This is a genomic window from Neorhizobium sp. P1_A6 (assembly GCF_056406795.1).
In genome coordinates this window covers 205,600-222,041 of record NZ_JBFTZM010000009.1, presented here as the reverse complement: position 1 = coordinate 222,041, position 16,442 = coordinate 205,600, and the positions used below count along the sequence as shown (strand labels likewise).

The window sequence follows — 16,442 nt, the reverse complement described above, 5'->3', positions numbered from 1 at the left end:
CCACTATGGTATTTGGACCGAACTCTAAAGAGCTCCGGTTTCAGTGGGATATGCTGCGTTGGCGAATTTTAGTCTGGATTTGTGCATCGTTGCCGGCAGAAGGCCGGATTTGCTTGAGCAGACATTGGAAAGTTTTTCAAAGCGCTGCTTTGCTCATTTCTCCGTCTCGAACGTCCTCGTCAACATCGATCCGATCTTCGGAACCGAAGAGGATGAGGCCGAGTGCCTGCGGGTCGTCTCGAACTACCTTCCGTCAGCTTCCTTCTTTAGACCCAGCGAGCCTGGATTTGGCGCTGCGGTCAAGCGTCTCTGGTCCAATACGCAGTCGGATTACGTATTCCACCTCGAAGACGACTGGATCGCGCTGACGGATCTCGGCGAGGGGATTTTTGCCCCGTTTGCAGATCCCGCCGTAATGCAGGTATCCTTTCACACGGCTGACCAGAACTGGAGCATCGCGAAAGACGGCCATCTTCACGAGAGAAACGAATATGCACGGTTTCTCGGCATTAAAATCCCGCTGTTTCGGACTTTTCCGAAATTCACGACGTCACCTTCCATTCTTCGCGGTTCTTTCGCCCGGCAGGCTTCCGGCCTGATGGACGCCTCGCGAGATCCGGAAAAACAATTCTATTCCGGCGTCAACGCAGAATTGGAGCGGTTGGCGGCGCCGCATAAGAACTATATTTTTTCTCCCCGGCAGACACCGGTCATCCGTGACACCGGACGAGAATGGAGAGACAACCGCAAGATCAAAAAAGTCATCGAGAATACGACTTCCTATTGGGTCGAGGAATGATTTTGGGTGCCACGACAAATACGTCCTCAGCAATTCGGCATGGGTGAAAAACCGCCATATTCAGGTCTCTCTTCGATTTCTCTTCGGCTAAAACAGCCCCCCTTGGTTTCAGCATTCGGTAACGCTCCGATTGTACATTAGGCACCGATCAAATTACGCGAGTAGATCTGGACCCTTGCGAATGAACCAAGACTCCGCCATCGGACCTGATCTGCACACATCCCATCGCGAACTTTTGGAAGACCTTTTCGAAGGCGCCCCGAGACCCACGATCATCAAGGACGAAGAGTCACGCTTCCTGTTCCTCAACAGCAAGGCGTGCGAGATGTTCGGCGTCGGCCTCGGCGACATACTTGGCCGCACCGACCGTGACTTCTTGCCTGCAGGCGAAGCCGAACGGATCCGAGAGATGGATGCGGGAGTGCTGGCGACCGGTGAGGAGCGGCTGTTCGAGGAGAATGTCACCGGTCCGGATGGTTCGGCCCGGACGCTTCTGACGCATAAGCGGCGGTCCTTCGTACCAACGGCTGCGGGGAAGAAGCCGGTTCTGATTGTCGTTATTTCCGACATTACGGAGCTCCGCCATGCCGAAAAGGTCCTGCGGGCAAGTGAGGAACATTATCGCTCTCTCATTGAGCTGCATCCCCAGACACCGTGGTTAGCCGACGCGCTGGGCAATGTCGTTGAGGTCGGCCCAGGGTGGCAGAACGCCTCCGGACGGGAAGTCGGCGAAGCCCTGGGGCGCGGGTGGGAGAAGACCTTGCACCCGAAGGACCTGCCCGAGGTCATTGCCAAATGGGAGTCCTCGGTCAAGACCGGCGCACCGTTCGACATGATCTACAGGATCGGGACAGCGAGAGGGCGATATCGGTGGTATCGGAATCGCGCGGCAGCTCGTTTCGACGGCAACGGCGGGGTCGTCCGCTGGTATGGGCTCCTTGAGGACGTCCATGACCGGCAACTCGCCCTCAAGGCGCTTCAGTCCAGCGAGCGGAGACTGCGCCAGCATCGAGACGAACTCGAAAAGATCGTTCTGGACCGAACGGCGGAAGTTCAGGAAAAGAATATCGAGCTGGACCGACTTCTCCAGCACGAACGGGGTATCAATGCGCTGCAGCGCCGTTTCGTCGGGATGATATCGCACGAGTTCAGGACGCCTTTGGCCGTGATAGACGGAGCGGCTCAGCGGCTTACGCGGACAAAGATGGCTGTGACTCCACAGTTCCTGGAAGGCAAGGCCTTGCAGATCAAGGGCGCAGTCGCCCGCATGGTCGAGCTGATGGAAAGCATCCTCGCCGCCGGGCGGTTGGAGACCGGGACCATTGCCATCAACAAACAAGCCAGTTCGCTCAGCGCCATACTTCGTCAATGCATCGCAAGCCGAGCCGAGCTCAGCAAAAGCCACACGATCAGCCACAATCTGGATGCAATTCCAGCGCTGCAGATGATCGACAGGGACGCAATAGAACGGGTCTTTTCCAATCTGTTGTCGAACGCGGTCAAATATTCACCTGCCGGTTCCAACATTCATGTCAGCGGATGGAAGGACGGTGGGCGGGTTATTGTCAGCGTCACCGACTCCGGCATCGGCATGGATGCAGACGACCTGCCGAAACTGTTCGAACCCTATTTTCGTGCCCGCAGCGCCACCGGAATCGCGGGAACGGGGATCGGTCTCAATATCGTCAAGGAAATTGTCGAATTGCACGGAGGGGCGATCTCAGTCCGGAGCATTCTGGGACGAGGTACGACCTTCACGGTCGAGCTGCCGTTCGAAGAAGTCAGGCAACAGCAGTCGGCGTAGGGCTTCGCGTCACGAGAAGAGCCCTTTATGCGGCAATCGATGAAGCGAGCCAGGATACAAGTTCGTCTCGTCCCATGGGCCTGCCCACCAGGTAGCCTTGCAGCTGATCGCAACCGGCAACTCGAAGGGCGTCCGCTTGATCGGCGGATTCGATGCCTTCCGCCGTGACCGGAATTCCGAGCGCCATAGCCAAGGAGATCGTGGCCGTCAGGACGTTCCGGCCAGTGCTGCCATCATCCATGGCTTGTACCAGGGAGCGATCGATCTTCATCCGGTCGAAGCCGAATTCACGAAGCGTGCCGATACTGGCGTAACCTGCGCCAAAATCATCGAGGGCAAAACGGATGCCGGCCGATTTCAGGGCGGTGATGGAGCGCCGTGCCTGCTCAGGGTTCGACATCAGAACCGCTTCGGTGATCTCCAGTGTCAGTCGGGAAGGATCAAAACCCTCCTCTTCCAGAACGGCGAGCACGTCCCCCGCAAAGTTCGGGTTGCACAACTGGATCGGAGAGACATTGACCGACAAGGAAAGCGGAGTCCACGCCTTCGACGCCACGATGGACTTTCGAAGCATCTGGAGGCCCAGGATATCGATCAATCCACATTTCTCAGCCAGCGGTATGAAGGCGTCCGGGCCGATTGCTCCTTCGGCGCGCCTCCATCTTGCCAGCGCCTCCACGCCTGTGATGTCTCCAGAGGCAGCCGAAGCTAGAGGCTGGAAGACCGGCTGGATCTCATCCTTCTGAAGGGCGCGCCGAAGCTCACTTTCCAACGCCGCGATCTTCTCGCGCTGGCGGTCAAGATCCGGATGATAGGTGACCGCGCATCCCCTGCCCGTTTCCTTCGCTTCATAAAGGGCCATGTCCGCCCGACGAAGGAGTTCGTGCGCATCCTCTGCGTCGTCACGGGAAGCAACCCCGATGCTCGCCCCGATTTCGATCGTGCGGCCTTCGATGAGAAACGGCTTTTTGAGACGTTCAAGAAGTTCATCGTCAAGTTCGGCAAGGTTGGCGGAACCCAGCTGGATAAGAGCGAATTCATCGCCGCCCAATCGCGCGACACCAGCGGCGTCGGGATGAATATCACGCAGGGCTTCCGCCACCAGCCTGATCAGCTGATCGCCGATCGCATGCCCCCAGGCATCGTTGACGGCCTTGAAGCCGTCGAGATCGATGAGGTGCAAAACCAGCATCTGGCTCTTGTTAGCCTGCATCAGCCGGTCCAGTCCCTCGATCAGACCGAGCCTGTTCAAAAGACCGCTGAGACTATCGTGCGTGGCCTCATGCCGGGCGCGATCGGCCAAACTCTTCAAGCGACGCGTTTCCGACCAGCCTGCATACAGAACGCCCACCAAATAAACACCAAGGACTGCGATAGCGGCGGCAATAAAGGGGCGAACCTCATCAAAAATCGTGTTCCCGGGAGCGGCACTTGGCCAAGCCAAACGCGCGACTTCAACTCCATCGGCATCCATGAGCGGCGAATTCAGGAGATCGGCTGCCGGACCGTAGGTTATGTGGAGTTTCGGGAGCTGATGATCCTTGGCCATTTCAGCCACGACTTCGGAAGTCAGGGTCTTGAAGAAGCTGAGGACATAGTACTGCGAATCCTCAACCTTCGATCCGAACGGCTGAACCGCCTCCGACGCCACTACAATGATATCGTCGCCGTTTCTGAAGAAGTTGACGGTAGGGTCCATGCCGGGCCGAGCGGCTGATTCCGTTTGCCCACGAAATTTTGCACCAAGATATTCGTTCGGATCTATTATATTGGCTTTAAGATAGGCGATGCTCTTACCGCCTGCCGGGGCTGTCAGCACGACCCCGTCATAGAGCGCGTAGTCCGCGCTGGTCTTGCCCCAATTCTCATAAGTCCAAGCGTCGCGATCCCCTTGCGTTATCGCCTTGTAGGCCTCATCCCAAACGGCATTGTCCCGCACCGTTGCTGCAAGTTTCCCCTTGAAGGACGAGACGGCAGCCTCTGCCGCCAATATGGCTCTGTTGTCATCGAGCGCATTTGCGGAACTGCGCATGCGGTCAACGACATGAGCACCCATGCCGCCAAGGATCACGGCGACAAGAAGGAGTAGCGAGGTGGAAATGAAAACGGAGTAGCCTTCACGGCTCTCCTTCGGTCGGCGTGCGAGCATGACAGATCCCAGCTTTATTGAATTGCCCAAGGCTGCAGAAGACGTCATGTCCGCATTGCGCTGCACGGATCCAATAGCATGTACGAATATTAAAAATCGCTAAAGCACTTAGTCAACACCTCGTTAATCTCTCGACAGAGAACTCACCCCGGGTAATGAAATGGGGCAGGCCGCTCGGCATGGCAGGAGGGAGTTCCGCAGAGCGAACTCTCATCCTACGAACATTCCCAGGAACTCTCCGGTGGTTGTAAGGCGCAACTGAACGGAGAAGCGGTCTCCCAGAAGTTCGAGCGATGCATCATGTGTGTCGTCGGCTCCGCTGCAGACGGCATCCTTCAGCACGACCACGCGGTACCCAAGATCGATGGCGCCAAGCGCTGCGGCGAGGACGCAAACGTCGGTCTCGCCCCCGGTCAGGACCACGGTTTCGATACCCTTCTTCAGCAGCATTCGGTGCAGCTCTCCACTTATCCAGGGAGAATAAGTCGTCTTGTCAAATATGCCCGCAGGAGGGACAAGGAGCTTCAATGAGGGGATCAGGTCGACAAGGCCCGGATCGAGATGCTCGCGCGTCATCATCCGCCACTTTTCATAATACACACGCCACATCCCCTCCATCGTTTCGGGGCGCGTCGGCGTCACGAACCTGGTAAAGATGGTATTCTCGGGATGGCGGCCGGATAGTTCCTGGATCTGCGGCGATACCTCGCGCATCCAGGGGACGTGCCATGGGGTGTCTTCAGCGAACATCCGCTGCATGTCGATGCAAAGATGAATCCAATTACCAACCATTTCGTTCTCCGCGTCTCCTCAACGCCCGGTAGGAAACGTGGTTCCTATCGGCGACCGGCAGCAGGATCTGATCCCGGCGGATGGAGATTCGACGTCGGCGATTGACGCTAAATACGCGCCCGCCCGTCACCGTTGATTGGACGAAACCTTAATGAAATCGATGAAGGCCCGCAGCGGCGCCGGTACGAGCCGCCGACCGGGGTAATAGAGAAATGGACCGGAGAATTGCTGCCACCATGGCTCAAGCACGGGTTCGAGTGAGCCGTTGTCGAGATGGGGCCGCAGCCAGTCCTCGAACAGCGACATGATACCGGTGCCGGCAATTGCTGCATCGACGGCAAGATCGGTTGCCGCACCCACCTGCACGATCAGCGGTCCTGTCGGATCGACCCGCACCACTTCGCCGTCCCGCTCGAATTCCCAGAGTATCATTGCGCCGCTTGCAAAACGCCCGCGGATACAGGCATGGCCAAGCAGATCGCGGGGATGATCGGGGCGGCCATGGCGATCGAGATATGCCGGGGATGCCGCGGCCGCGAAGCGCTGCAGCCGCGGACCGATCGGCACCGCAATCATGTCCTGCTCCAACCGCTCGTCATAGCGGATGCCGGCGTCGCATCCGGCAGCCAGCACGTCGACGAAATTGTCATCGGCGACGATTTCGAGCCGTATGTCGGGATAGGCCGCGAGGAACGCCGGGATGATCGCTGGGAGCACCAATCGGGCGGCGCTGACCGGTACATTGAGACGCAACGCGCCGGCAGGCTTGTCGCGAAACCTGTTAATGACGTCGAGGGCAGCGTCGACCTCGGTAAGCGCTGGGGTCAGCCGAGCCAGGAGACCTGCCCCTGCCTCCGTCGGCACCACGCTGCGTGTCGTGCGATTGAGGAGCCGCACCCCCAGTTGCGCCTCGACCCGCCGCACCGCCTCGCTCAATCCTGATGCGCTGCTGCCTGTGGCACGCGCGCCCTCGCGAAACCCACCAGCGCGCGCCACCGCCACAAAAGCATTCAGATCACCTAGGTCGATTTTCATCGTTCGAAATTCCGCACGGCCTGTGCCGATTGTACCGGATTTTCGTGCGGCCTCTCAAGGCCTATATCCACATCATCTTGAACAGGAGATATTCCCATGTCGAATATTGATCAGGCAGGCACATTTATCCTCGGCGACCGCAACGTGAAACGGCTCGGCTATGGCGCCATGCAGCTTGCGGGCAAGGGTGTCTTCGGGCCGCCGAAAGATCACGACGCAGCAGTGGCGGTATTGCGCGAAGCGGTTGCGGCTGGGGTCGATCATATCGATACCAGCGATTTTTATGGTCCGCATGTGACCAATCAGATCATCCGGGAGGCGCTTCATCCGTATCCCGATGACCTGGTGATCGTGACCAAAATCGGCGCCGTGCGCGGGGATGACGGTTCATGGAACCCGGCATTTTCAGCCGACCAGCTGACTCAGGCCGTCCACGACAACCTGCGCAATCTTGGTCTCGACGCCATGGACGTCGTCAACCTGCGTATCATGTTCGATGTCCACGGCCCGGCAGAAGGCTCGATCGAAGCGCCCCTGACGGCTCTGGCCGACCTGCAGCGTAAGGGGCTTGTTCGCCATATCGGGCTCAGCAACGTGACCCCGACACAGGTAGCGGAAGGTCAGCGGATCGCCAAGATCGTCTGTGTGCAGAACCAGTATAATCTCGCCCATCGGCAAGACGATGCCATGATCGACGATCTCGCTCGCGATGGTATCGCCTATGTGCCGTTCTTCCCGCTCGGAGGCTTCAGCCCGCTCCAGTCGTCGATCCTGTCGGACGTTGCCCAGCGCCTGGGCGCGACGCCGATGCAGGTCGCACTTGCCTGGTTGCTGCGTCGGGCACCGAATATTCTGCTCATCCCGGGAACCTCGTCCGTGGCCCACCTGCGTGAAAATCTCGCCGCGGCTGAACTGCAGCTGTCGGACGCCGTGATGACGGAACTCGAAGGCGTATCCGGCGCCCGCGCCGACTGAAGACTTCAGACCGCACTCGCATCCGACCCCGAAAAATCGGTCTACGGCCTTTGCCTTCACGCGCGCTTTCGTTAGAAGTGAAAGAAAAGCGAAACGGAGGGGTCGGATGTTTATTACGGACCGCCAGGCGAAGATTGTCGAACGCGCGAAAACTGCGGGGCGGGTCCTCGTCGACGACTTGGCAGCAACGTTTTCGGTAACCTCGCAGACGATCCGCAAAGATCTGAATGATCTATGCGACAAGCAAATTCTGACGCGTATTCACGGGGGCGCCACCCTTCCCCGCAGCAACGAAAATGTCCGTTACGATGCGCGCCGGCAGATCGCGGCGGCGGAAAAGCAGGCGATCGGCGTCGCCGCCGCCAATCTTATTCCGGACAACGCCTCGCTCTTCATCAATATCGGCACCACCACGGAGGCGGTCAGCGAGGCGCTGGTCAATCATCGCGAACTCATGGTGATCACCAATAATATCAACGTTGCCAATAGGTTGCGCATTCTGGACGAAATCGAGGTGGTCATTGCCGGTGGTGTCGTTCGTCAGTCAGACGGTGGCATTGTAGGTGAAGCCGCAGTCGACTTCATCCGCCAGTTCAAGGTCGATTATGCGATTATCGGCGTTTCGGCAATCGATCCGGATGGTGCCCTTCTCGATTATGATTTTCGCGAAGTGAAAGTTGCCCAGGCAATCATCGCCAATGCGAGACACGTAATCCTCGTCGCCGACTCGACAAAATTCGAGCGCACTGCGCCCGTGCGCATCGGACAGATCTCGCAGGTCCAAACCTTTATCACCGACCATTGTCCTTCGCCGTCGATCCGAGATGTATGCCTCGTGAACGGTGTGGCCCTCGTGGAAACTTCGAAAGACGAGGAATTGGATTTATAGCCCCGGAGTTTCATTTGACATTCGGAATGTTTTCGATTTAATCCACTTTAGGTTCACAACGTTTGTGGATTGCTGTCCATTTCGGTTCAGCGAGGGGAATGATGGGCGAGGAAATCCACGATATCTTCGTGATCGGCGGCGGCATCAATGGCTGCGGCATTGCACGTGATGCGGCCGGGCGCGGTTATTCCGTGGCACTTGCGGAGATGGACGATTTTGCCTCGGGCACCTCTTCTGGTGCCACCAAACTCATCCATGGCGGCCTGCGTTATCTCGAACATTACGAATTCAGGCTGGTGCGGGAATCGCTGATGGAGCGCGAAACCCTCTGGGCGATGGCACCGCATATCATCTGGCCGCTGCGCTTCGTCCTGCCATACCACAAGGGCGGTATCCGCCCGGCTTGGCTGATCCGGCTCGGCCTGTTTCTCTACGATCATCTCGGCGGTCGAAAGCTGCTGCCGCCGACGGCCGTGCTCGACATGCGTACCGATCCGGCCGGAAAGCCTCTGAAGCCGCTTTTTACCAAGGCATTCGAATATTCCGACGGCTGGGTCGACGATGCCCGGATGGTGGTGCTGAACGCTCGGGATGCGGCCGATCGCGGCGCTCTGATCCTGCCGCGCACCCGCGTGGTTGCCGCCCGTCGGGAAGGCGGCCTCTGGATGATCGAGACCGTCGGCGCCCGCACGGGAAGGACAGAGACCTACAAGGCCCGCATGCTGGTGAATGCCGCAGGTCCCTGGGTGGATCAGGTAATCCGCGAAGCGCTCGGCGACAATGACGCCCGCCATGTCCGCCTTGTCCAGGGCAGCCATATCGTGGTGAAAAAGAAGTTCGAAGGATCCCGGGCCTATTTCTTTCAGAACCGAGACAATCGCATCATTTTCGCGATCCCTTACGAAAACGACTTCACCCTTATCGGTACGACCGACCGGGACTATTCCGGCAATCCGAGAGACGTGAAAATCTCCGAAGAGGAGACGACCTATCTCTGCAATGCAGCGAGCGAGTATTTTCGGGAGCCGGTGCGGCCGGCGGACATCGTCTGGACCTATTCGGCGGTTCGCCCGCTTTTCGACGACGGTGCCTCAAAGGCGCAGGAAGCAACGCGCGACTATGTGCTGAAGCTCGACGACACCCAGGGCGCGCCGTTGCTCAACGTGTTCGGCGGCAAGCTGACCACCTATCGCCGGCTTTCTGAACATGCGCTCGAGAAGATCGCCGAAGCGATCGGAGCAAAAGGCCGGCCTTGGACGGCGAAAAGCCACCTGCCGGGCGGCGATTTTGCGGTCCAGGGTTACGAGGAAGAAGTAGCGAAACTCAAGGCCCGTTATCCATTTCTGGAGGAACGGCATGCGCGGCGACTGGTGCGCCGGTATGGAACCCGCGCCGGGATGATCCTCGACAGGGCGACCAAGATGGAGGATCTTGGTCACCACTTCGGCGGCGATCTCTACGAGGCCGAGGTCAAATATCTTATCGACCGTGAATGGGCCATGAGTGCGCAGGACGTGCTCTGGAGGAGAACCAAGGACGGTTTGCGGCTAAGCGAAACTGAGAAAGAGTATCTGGAGGAGTACATGGCCGCTATACCGGCAAAAATGGCCGGATAAGCGGCATGTGTTCTCGGTGTGAGGAGGCACGGGAACTCGAATGCTGGAAATGCGCAACGTCGCCAAGATGGTGGGTGGTGAACATCATATCCATCCGGCCAATCTTGCACTGGATCGCGGCTCGCTGAACGTATTGCTTGGCCCGACGCTCTCGGGCAAGACGTCACTCATGCGATTGATGGCTGGACTCGACCGTCCCACCAGCGGCTCCGTGTATTTCGACGGCGCCGACGTCACCGGGGTTGCGGTGCAAAAGCGCAATGTCGCGATGGTCTATCAGCAGTTCATCAATTATCCGGCCCTGACCGTCTACGAGAACATCGCCTCGCCGATGCGGATCGCCGGCAAGGACGCGACGATGATCGACCGGGAAGTCCGCAAGGCGGCAGAATTGCTGAGATTGACGCCTTATCTCGATCGGACGCCGCTTAATCTTTCGGGTGGGCAGCAACAGCGTACGGCGCTTGCCCGCGCCCTCGTCAAGAATGCCAGCCTGGTGCTGATGGACGAGCCGCTGGCCAATCTCGATTACAAACTTCGCGAAGAACTGCGCGAGGAATTGCCGAAGATCTTCGCGCAATCCGGCGCCATCTTCGTTTATGCAACGACCGAACCGTCCGAAGCCTTGCTGCTCGGCGGCAATACGGCCACGCTCTCGGAAGGACGGATCACGCAATTCGGGCCGACGATCGAGGTCTATCGTCGCCCGGCAGACCTCGTGACGGCCAAGACATTTGCCGATCCCCCACTCAATTTCATCGATGTGATCAAGTCTGGCGGCTCATTCCAGTATCAGGGAACAGACAGCCTTGCCGTGCCGTCGCATCTCTCCAGTGTGCCGGACGGTCCGGTGACGATCGCCTTTCATCCCCATCACCTGGGGCTCACGGCGCAGACAAGCAACGCAGCGAGGCTCAAGGCTCAAACGCAAATCTCGGAAATCACTGGCTCCGAAAGCTTCGTACATATGCACTATAACGGAGTGCGCTGGGTCATGCTCGCTCCCGGCATTCACGACATCGACCCGGACACCGAAATCGAGCTCTTCCTGGATACCCGTCATCTGATGGCTTTCGGAACAGACGGCCGCGCCATCGCGGCGGCGGCTTGAAGGAGGGGAACATGGCACGCATCACGCTCGATCACATCCGCCACGCCTACGGTCCCAATCCGAAATCCGACGCGGCTTACGCGCTGCGCGAAGTCGACCACGAATGGGCCGATGGTGGCGCCTACGCCCTGCTCGGCCCCTCCGGCTGCGGCAAGACCACCCTGCTGAACATCATTTCCGGCCTGCTGCAGCCGTCCCACGGTCGTATTCTGTTCGATGGCAACGACGTCACCAATCTTTCCACGCAGGAACGCAACATCGCCCAGGTTTTCCAGTTTCCGGTGATCTACGACACGATGACCGTTTACGACAACCTGGCATTTCCCTTGCGCAACCGGGGCATCGCCGAACCGGATGTCGATCGCCGCGTCCGCGAGATGCTTGACATCATCGACCTCTCCGACTGGTCGAAACGCAAGGCCCAGCGGCTCACGGCGGACCAGAAGCAGAAGATTTCGCTCGGGAGAGGTCTCGTCCGCAACGACGTCAACGCGATCCTTTTCGATGAACCCCTGACGGTCATCGATCCGCACATGAAATGGGTTCTCCGCTCCCAGCTGAAGCGCTTCCACAAGCAATTCGGCTTCACCATGGTCTATGTCACCCATGACCAGACGGAGGCGCTCACCTTCGCGGACAAAGTTGTCGTGATGTACGACGGACAGATCGTTCAGATCGGAACGCCGGCCGAACTCTTCGAGAGACCGAGCCATACGTTCGTCGGTTATTTCATCGGCTCCCCCGGCATGAACGTGATGTCCGCCGAGGTCCATGGCAGCACGATCACGCTCGGTGGCGAGACAATTGCCCTCGACCATGCACCGAAGATTACTGCGGGAGACCGGGTCGAGCTCGGCATTCGACCGGAATTCATTCGCATCGGCCGGGAGGGAATGCCTGTCACGATAACGCGCATCGAAGATATCGGCCGGCGCAGGATCGTCCGCGCGAGCCTTGCGGGGCAACCGATGGCGATTGTCGTTTCCGAGGATGCAGAGATATCGGCTGAGGCTCGCGTCACCTTCGATCCCGCAGCGCTGAATATCTATGCCAATTCATGGCGCGTTGGCAGGGAGGCCTGAACCATGGAAAAGACGTGGAACAACAAGGCATGGTTTCTGGTGCTTCCCGTGCTCCTGCTCGTCGCCTTTTCGGCGGCCATTCCGCTGATGACCGTGGTGAATTATTCGGTCCAGGATACGTTCGGCAACAACGCGTTCTTCTGGGCCGGCACCGACTGGTTCGACCAAATCCTGCATTCTGCCCGTTTCTGGGAAGCTCTGCAGCGCAATCTGCTTTTCTCCTTCATCATCCTTGCGCTCGAAATTCCGCTCGGCATCTTCATTGCCCTGAACATGCCGAAGAAGGGTATCGGCGTTCCGGTCTGCCTGGTGCTGATGGCTCTTCCGCTTCTCATTCCGTGGAACGTCGTCGGCACGATCTGGCAGGTTTTCGGCCGCGTCGATATCGGGCTCCTCGGCCACACGCTGGCGGCGCTCGGCGTGGACTACAATTACGTGCGCGATCCTCTCGATGCCTGGATCACGGTCATCGTCATGGACGTCTGGCACTGGACGAGCCTCGTCGTGCTCTTGTGCTACGCCGGCCTCGTCTCCATTCCGGATGCCTATTATCAGGCGGCCAAGATCGATGGTGCATCCAGGTGGTCGGTGTTCCGCTACATCCAGCTGCCGAAGATGAAGCGGGTGCTGCTGATCGCCGTCCTGTTGCGTTTCATGGATAGTTTCATGATCTATACCGAGCCTTTCGTGGTGACCGGTGGCGGCCCGGGAAACTCGACGACCTTCCTGTCGATCGATCTCGTCAAGACGGCGGTCGGGCAGTTCGACCTCGGGCCGGCCGCCGCCATGTCGATCGTCTACTTCCTCATCATCCTGCTGCTGTCATGGATCTTCTACACCGTGATGACCAGCAGCGACGCAGACACCTGAAGGAGGGAGGAAAACCATGGCAAGGACAATCAAATACAAGCCTGCAGGCAATTTCTCCTGGCTGGTCTCGACGATCTACATCATCTTCCTGCTCCTGCCGATCTACTGGCTCGTCAACATGAGCTTCAAGGAGAATGCCGAGATCACCGGTGCATTCTCGCTCTGGCCGCAGAACCCGACGCTCAGGAACTACATGGTGATCTTCACCGATCCTTCCTGGTACAACGGCTATATCAATTCCATCATCTATGTGGTGCTGAACACCTTGATTTCGGTGCTGGCGGCTTTGCCGGCTGCCTATGCGTTTTCGCGCTATCGGTTCCTCGGCGACAAACATCTGTTCTTCTGGCTGCTCACCAACCGCATGGCGCCGCCCGCCGTCTTCGCCCTACCCTTCTTCCAGCTCTATTCCGCCTTCGGTCTCATCGACACGCATATCGCGGTCGCCCTCGCCCATTGCCTGTTCAACGTGCCGCTTGCCGTCTGGATCCTGGAAGGTTTCATGTCGGGCGTACCGAAGGAAATCGACGAGACCGCCTATATCGACGGCTATTCGTTCCCGCGGTTCTTCGTGAAGATCTTCATGCCGCTGATCGCCTCGGGCATCGGGGTCGCCGCCTTCTTCTGCTTCATGTTTTCCTGGGTGGAACTGCTGCTCGCCCGGACGCTGACGACGACTGCCGCCAAGCCCATTTCCGCCATCATGACGCGCACCGTTTCTGCCTCCGGCATGGACTGGGGCGTGCTGGCAGCGGCCGGCGTGCTGACGATCGTTCCTGGCGCGCTCGTCATCTATTTCGTCCGCAACTACATCGCCAAGGGCTTTGCCCTCGGGCGGGTCTGACAAGGAGGAACCACGCATGAACTTTTCATGGATGGCCTGGACGCTTCCCACGGCGCTGTTCTTTCTGACGATCCTCGCCCTGCTCGTCGGCATGAGCGTCTGGGAATATTTTGCGCCGGGCGGTTCGCCCAGGATCGGCATCCTGCGTTTCGAGACGACGCGGGGAGATCGGCTCTTCATCTCGCTGCTCGGCGCGGCATTCATTCATCTTGCATGGCTGGGGCTGATTGGCCCCAACCTGTGGTGGGCTCTTGCCCTTGCAGTGGTCTACGCCATCGGCGTCTTCCGCTTCGTTTAAGGCAAGCTGAAAAGGTGGCGGGAAAACCGCCGCCCGATACGGAAATTGCAATCGCAAAACTCTGGGAGGATAAAATGCGACGGCATCTTATGACAACGACAGCGGCAATGCTGCTGGCTCTGACCGGTTCCGCCCATGCCGGCATGGATGAGGCAAAGCAATTCCTGGACAAAGAAGTCGGCGAACTCTCGACGCTTTCCCGTGCCGAACAAGAAAAGGAAATGCAGTGGTTCATCGATGCGGCGAAACCTTTTGCCGGCATGGACATCAAGGTCGTTTCCGAAACCCTGACGACGCACGAGTATGAATCGAAGGTTCTGGCGCAAGCCTTTGCCGCAATCACCGGCATCAAGGTCAGCCACGACCTGATCGGCGAAGGCGACGTCGTCGAAAAGCTGCAGACGCAGATGCAGTCGGGCGAGAACATCTACGACGCCTATGTCAACGACTCCGACCTGATCGGCACGCATTGGCGTTATCAGCAGGCCCGCTCGCTCACCGACTGGATGGCGGGAGAAGGCAAGGACGTCACCAATCCCGGCCTCGATCTTGAGGACTTCATCGGCCTCAAGTTCACCACGGCGCCGGACAAGAAACTCTACCAGCTGCCGGACCAGCAGTTCGCGAACCTCTACTGGTTCCGCTACGACTGGTTCAACGACGAAAAGAACAAGGCCGATTTCAAGGCGAAATACGGCTACGATCTCGGTGTTCCGGTGAACTGGTCCGCCTATGAGGACATCGCCGCCTTCTTCACCGGCCGCGAGGTCGGCGGCAAGAAGGTCTATGGTCACATGGACTACGGCAAGAAGGACCCCTCGCTCGGATGGCGCTTCACCGATGCGTGGCTTTCCATGGCGGGCAACGGCGACAAAGGCCTGCCGAACGGCCTGCCCGTCGACGAATGGGGTATCAAGGTCGACGAGAAATCCCGTCCGGTCGGCTCCTGCGTCGCCCGCGGCGGCGATACGAACGGCCCGGCGGCCGTCTACTCCATCCAGAAATACCTCGACTGGCTGAAGGCCTATGCACCGGCCGCCGCCCAGGGCATGACGTTCTCGGAATCCGGACCGGTGCCGGCTCAGGGCGAGATTGCCCAGCAGATGTTCATGTACACGGCCTTCACCGCCGACATGGTCAAGGCAGGCCTGCCTGTCATGAACCAGGACGGCACGCCAAAATGGCGTTTCGCTCCGTCTCCGCACGGGGTCTACTGGAAGGACGGCATGAAGCTCGGCTATCAGGACGTCGGCTCCTGGACGCTGATGAAGTCCACGCCCACCAACCGCGCCAAGGCGGCCTGGCTCTATGCCCAGTTCGTCACCTCGAAGACGGTGGACGTCAAGAAGAGCCATGTCGGCCTGACATTGATCCGCGAGAGCACCATCCGCCACAAGAGCTTCACGGATCGCGCGCCTAAACTCGGTGGTCTGATCGAGTTCTACCGTTCCCCGGCCCGCGTCCAGTGGTCGCCGACCGGCACGAACGTGCCTGACTATCCGAAGCTCGCGCAGCTCTGGTGGCAGGCAATCGGTGATGCGTCCTCGGGTGCCAAGACCGCCCAGGCGGCCATGGACTCGCTTTGCTCCGAGCAGGAAAAGGTCCTGCAGCGCCTGGAGCGCGCCAAGGTCCAGGGCGACATCGGCCCGAAGCTCGCCGAGGAACACGATCTCGCATACTGGAACAAGGATGCCGCCGCGAAAGGCAACCTCGCTCCGCAGCTCAAGATCGCAGCCGAGAAGGAAAAGCCCGTTACCGTCAACTACGACGAACTCGTAAAGAGCTGGGCTGACACCAAGAAGTAAGCCGGTTAGCCGGGCGCTCAAGGCGCCCGGCGACCACCGACTGCAAAATGCCTGGCTCGCGTGAAAGCTCCGGTGCTCGCGTAAAGCTCCGGTACACAATCCGATAGGCCCCGCTCGCCTCCGCGCCAGACACGCCTTCTCGAAAATCGCCTCCATGCCTCGGCCATCGACCGTGCCTCCGCGACATGGAGGCTGGTGATGCGTGCTTCCGGCACCACCACCAAGCCACGGGAAAATCGCTGGACGCCTACGGTTAAGACAAAGGGGAAGCTGGAGCGGGTGAAGGGAATCGAACCCTCGTATTCAGCTTGGGAAGCTGCTGCTCTACCATTGAGCTACACCCGCGTCAGGTTTCAGACTTCCAACAGACGGC

Annotated in this window: 14 protein-coding genes and 1 tRNA gene; 11 read left to right on the top strand and 4 right to left on the bottom strand. The window is 59.0% G+C overall.

Features of this window, described 5'->3' with window-relative positions:
* Positions 1–58: 58 nt before the first annotated feature.
* Both AC1D3C_RS19445 and AC1D3C_RS19440 read left to right on the top strand, forming a co-directional pair.
* Complete coding sequence (locus tag AC1D3C_RS19445) at positions 59–799, top strand: glycosyltransferase family 2 protein (protein WP_477484006.1); 741 nt, start codon at positions 59–61, stop codon at positions 797–799.
* A 181-nt stretch (positions 800–980) separates the two neighbouring features.
* Positions 981–2,603 carry a sensor histidine kinase gene (locus AC1D3C_RS19440; RefSeq protein ID WP_477484005.1) on the top strand — a complete coding sequence of 541 codons (1,623 nt, stop codon included), beginning with the start codon at positions 981–983 and terminating at the stop codon, positions 2,601–2,603.
* A gap of 25 nt (positions 2,604–2,628) precedes the next feature.
* Here the strand turns inward: AC1D3C_RS19440 and AC1D3C_RS19435 are convergent, their stop codons facing one another.
* From AC1D3C_RS19435 to AC1D3C_RS19425, 3 genes are all read right to left on the bottom strand, one after another.
* Positions 2,629–4,752 (bottom strand): bifunctional diguanylate cyclase/phosphodiesterase, encoded by a 2,124-nt coding sequence (locus AC1D3C_RS19435; RefSeq protein ID WP_477484033.1) that lies wholly within the window; start codon positions 4,750–4,752, stop codon positions 2,629–2,631.
* Positions 4,753–4,962: 210 nt separating this feature from the next.
* The gene (locus AC1D3C_RS19430; RefSeq protein WP_477484004.1) at positions 4,963–5,544 is read right to left on the bottom strand and encodes a cysteine hydrolase family protein; all 582 of its coding nucleotides are present in this window, start codon (positions 5,542–5,544) and stop codon (positions 4,963–4,965) included.
* A 126-nt stretch (positions 5,545–5,670) separates the two neighbouring features.
* Positions 5,671–6,579, bottom strand: a complete 909-nt coding sequence (locus AC1D3C_RS19425) for a LysR family transcriptional regulator (RefSeq protein ID WP_038539639.1) — start codon at positions 6,577–6,579, stop codon at positions 5,671–5,673.
* 96 nt (positions 6,580–6,675) lie between these two features.
* Here AC1D3C_RS19425 and AC1D3C_RS19420 point away from each other — a divergent pair, with 96 nt between their 5' ends.
* From AC1D3C_RS19420 to AC1D3C_RS19380, 9 genes are all read left to right on the top strand, one after another.
* Positions 6,676–7,554 carry an aldo/keto reductase family oxidoreductase gene (locus AC1D3C_RS19420; protein ID WP_038539636.1) on the top strand — a complete coding sequence of 293 codons (879 nt, stop codon included), beginning with the start codon at positions 6,676–6,678 and terminating at the stop codon, positions 7,552–7,554.
* Between the two features lie 106 nt (positions 7,555–7,660).
* Positions 7,661–8,443 (top strand): DeoR/GlpR family DNA-binding transcription regulator, encoded by a 783-nt coding sequence (locus tag AC1D3C_RS19415; protein WP_038539633.1) that lies wholly within the window; start codon positions 7,661–7,663, stop codon positions 8,441–8,443.
* A gap of 101 nt (positions 8,444–8,544) precedes the next feature.
* The gene (gene glpD / locus AC1D3C_RS19410) at positions 8,545–10,059 is read left to right on the top strand and encodes a glycerol-3-phosphate dehydrogenase (RefSeq protein ID WP_038539631.1); all 1,515 of its coding nucleotides are present in this window, start codon (positions 8,545–8,547) and stop codon (positions 10,057–10,059) included.
* Positions 10,060–10,099: 40 nt separating this feature from the next.
* On the top strand, positions 10,100–11,170 hold the full coding sequence (locus tag AC1D3C_RS19405) for an ABC transporter ATP-binding protein (RefSeq protein WP_038539628.1): 1,071 nt from the start codon (positions 10,100–10,102) through the stop codon (positions 11,168–11,170).
* Positions 11,171–11,181: 11 nt separating this feature from the next.
* On the top strand, positions 11,182–12,252 hold the full coding sequence (locus AC1D3C_RS19400; RefSeq protein ID WP_477484003.1) for an ABC transporter ATP-binding protein: 1,071 nt from the start codon (positions 11,182–11,184) through the stop codon (positions 12,250–12,252).
* A 3-nt stretch (positions 12,253–12,255) separates the two neighbouring features.
* Positions 12,256–13,122: a carbohydrate ABC transporter permease gene (locus AC1D3C_RS19395; protein ID WP_247034065.1), complete on the top strand. Its 867-nt coding sequence runs from the start codon at positions 12,256–12,258 to the stop codon at positions 13,120–13,122.
* A gap of 16 nt (positions 13,123–13,138) precedes the next feature.
* The gene (locus AC1D3C_RS19390) at positions 13,139–13,966 is read left to right on the top strand and encodes a carbohydrate ABC transporter permease (RefSeq protein WP_038539619.1); all 828 of its coding nucleotides are present in this window, start codon (positions 13,139–13,141) and stop codon (positions 13,964–13,966) included.
* A 16-nt stretch (positions 13,967–13,982) separates the two neighbouring features.
* Positions 13,983–14,264 (top strand): DUF2160 domain-containing protein, encoded by a 282-nt coding sequence (locus tag AC1D3C_RS19385; RefSeq protein ID WP_038539616.1) that lies wholly within the window; start codon positions 13,983–13,985, stop codon positions 14,262–14,264.
* A gap of 74 nt (positions 14,265–14,338) precedes the next feature.
* Positions 14,339–16,069 (top strand): ABC transporter substrate-binding protein, encoded by a 1,731-nt coding sequence (locus tag AC1D3C_RS19380; protein ID WP_477484002.1) that lies wholly within the window; start codon positions 14,339–14,341, stop codon positions 16,067–16,069.
* 271 nt (positions 16,070–16,340) lie between these two features.
* On the opposite strand, the gene AC1D3C_RS19375 is transcribed toward AC1D3C_RS19380, so the two are convergent.
* Positions 16,341–16,414, bottom strand: a tRNA-Gly gene (locus tag AC1D3C_RS19375).
* Positions 16,415–16,442 lie beyond the last annotated feature (28 nt).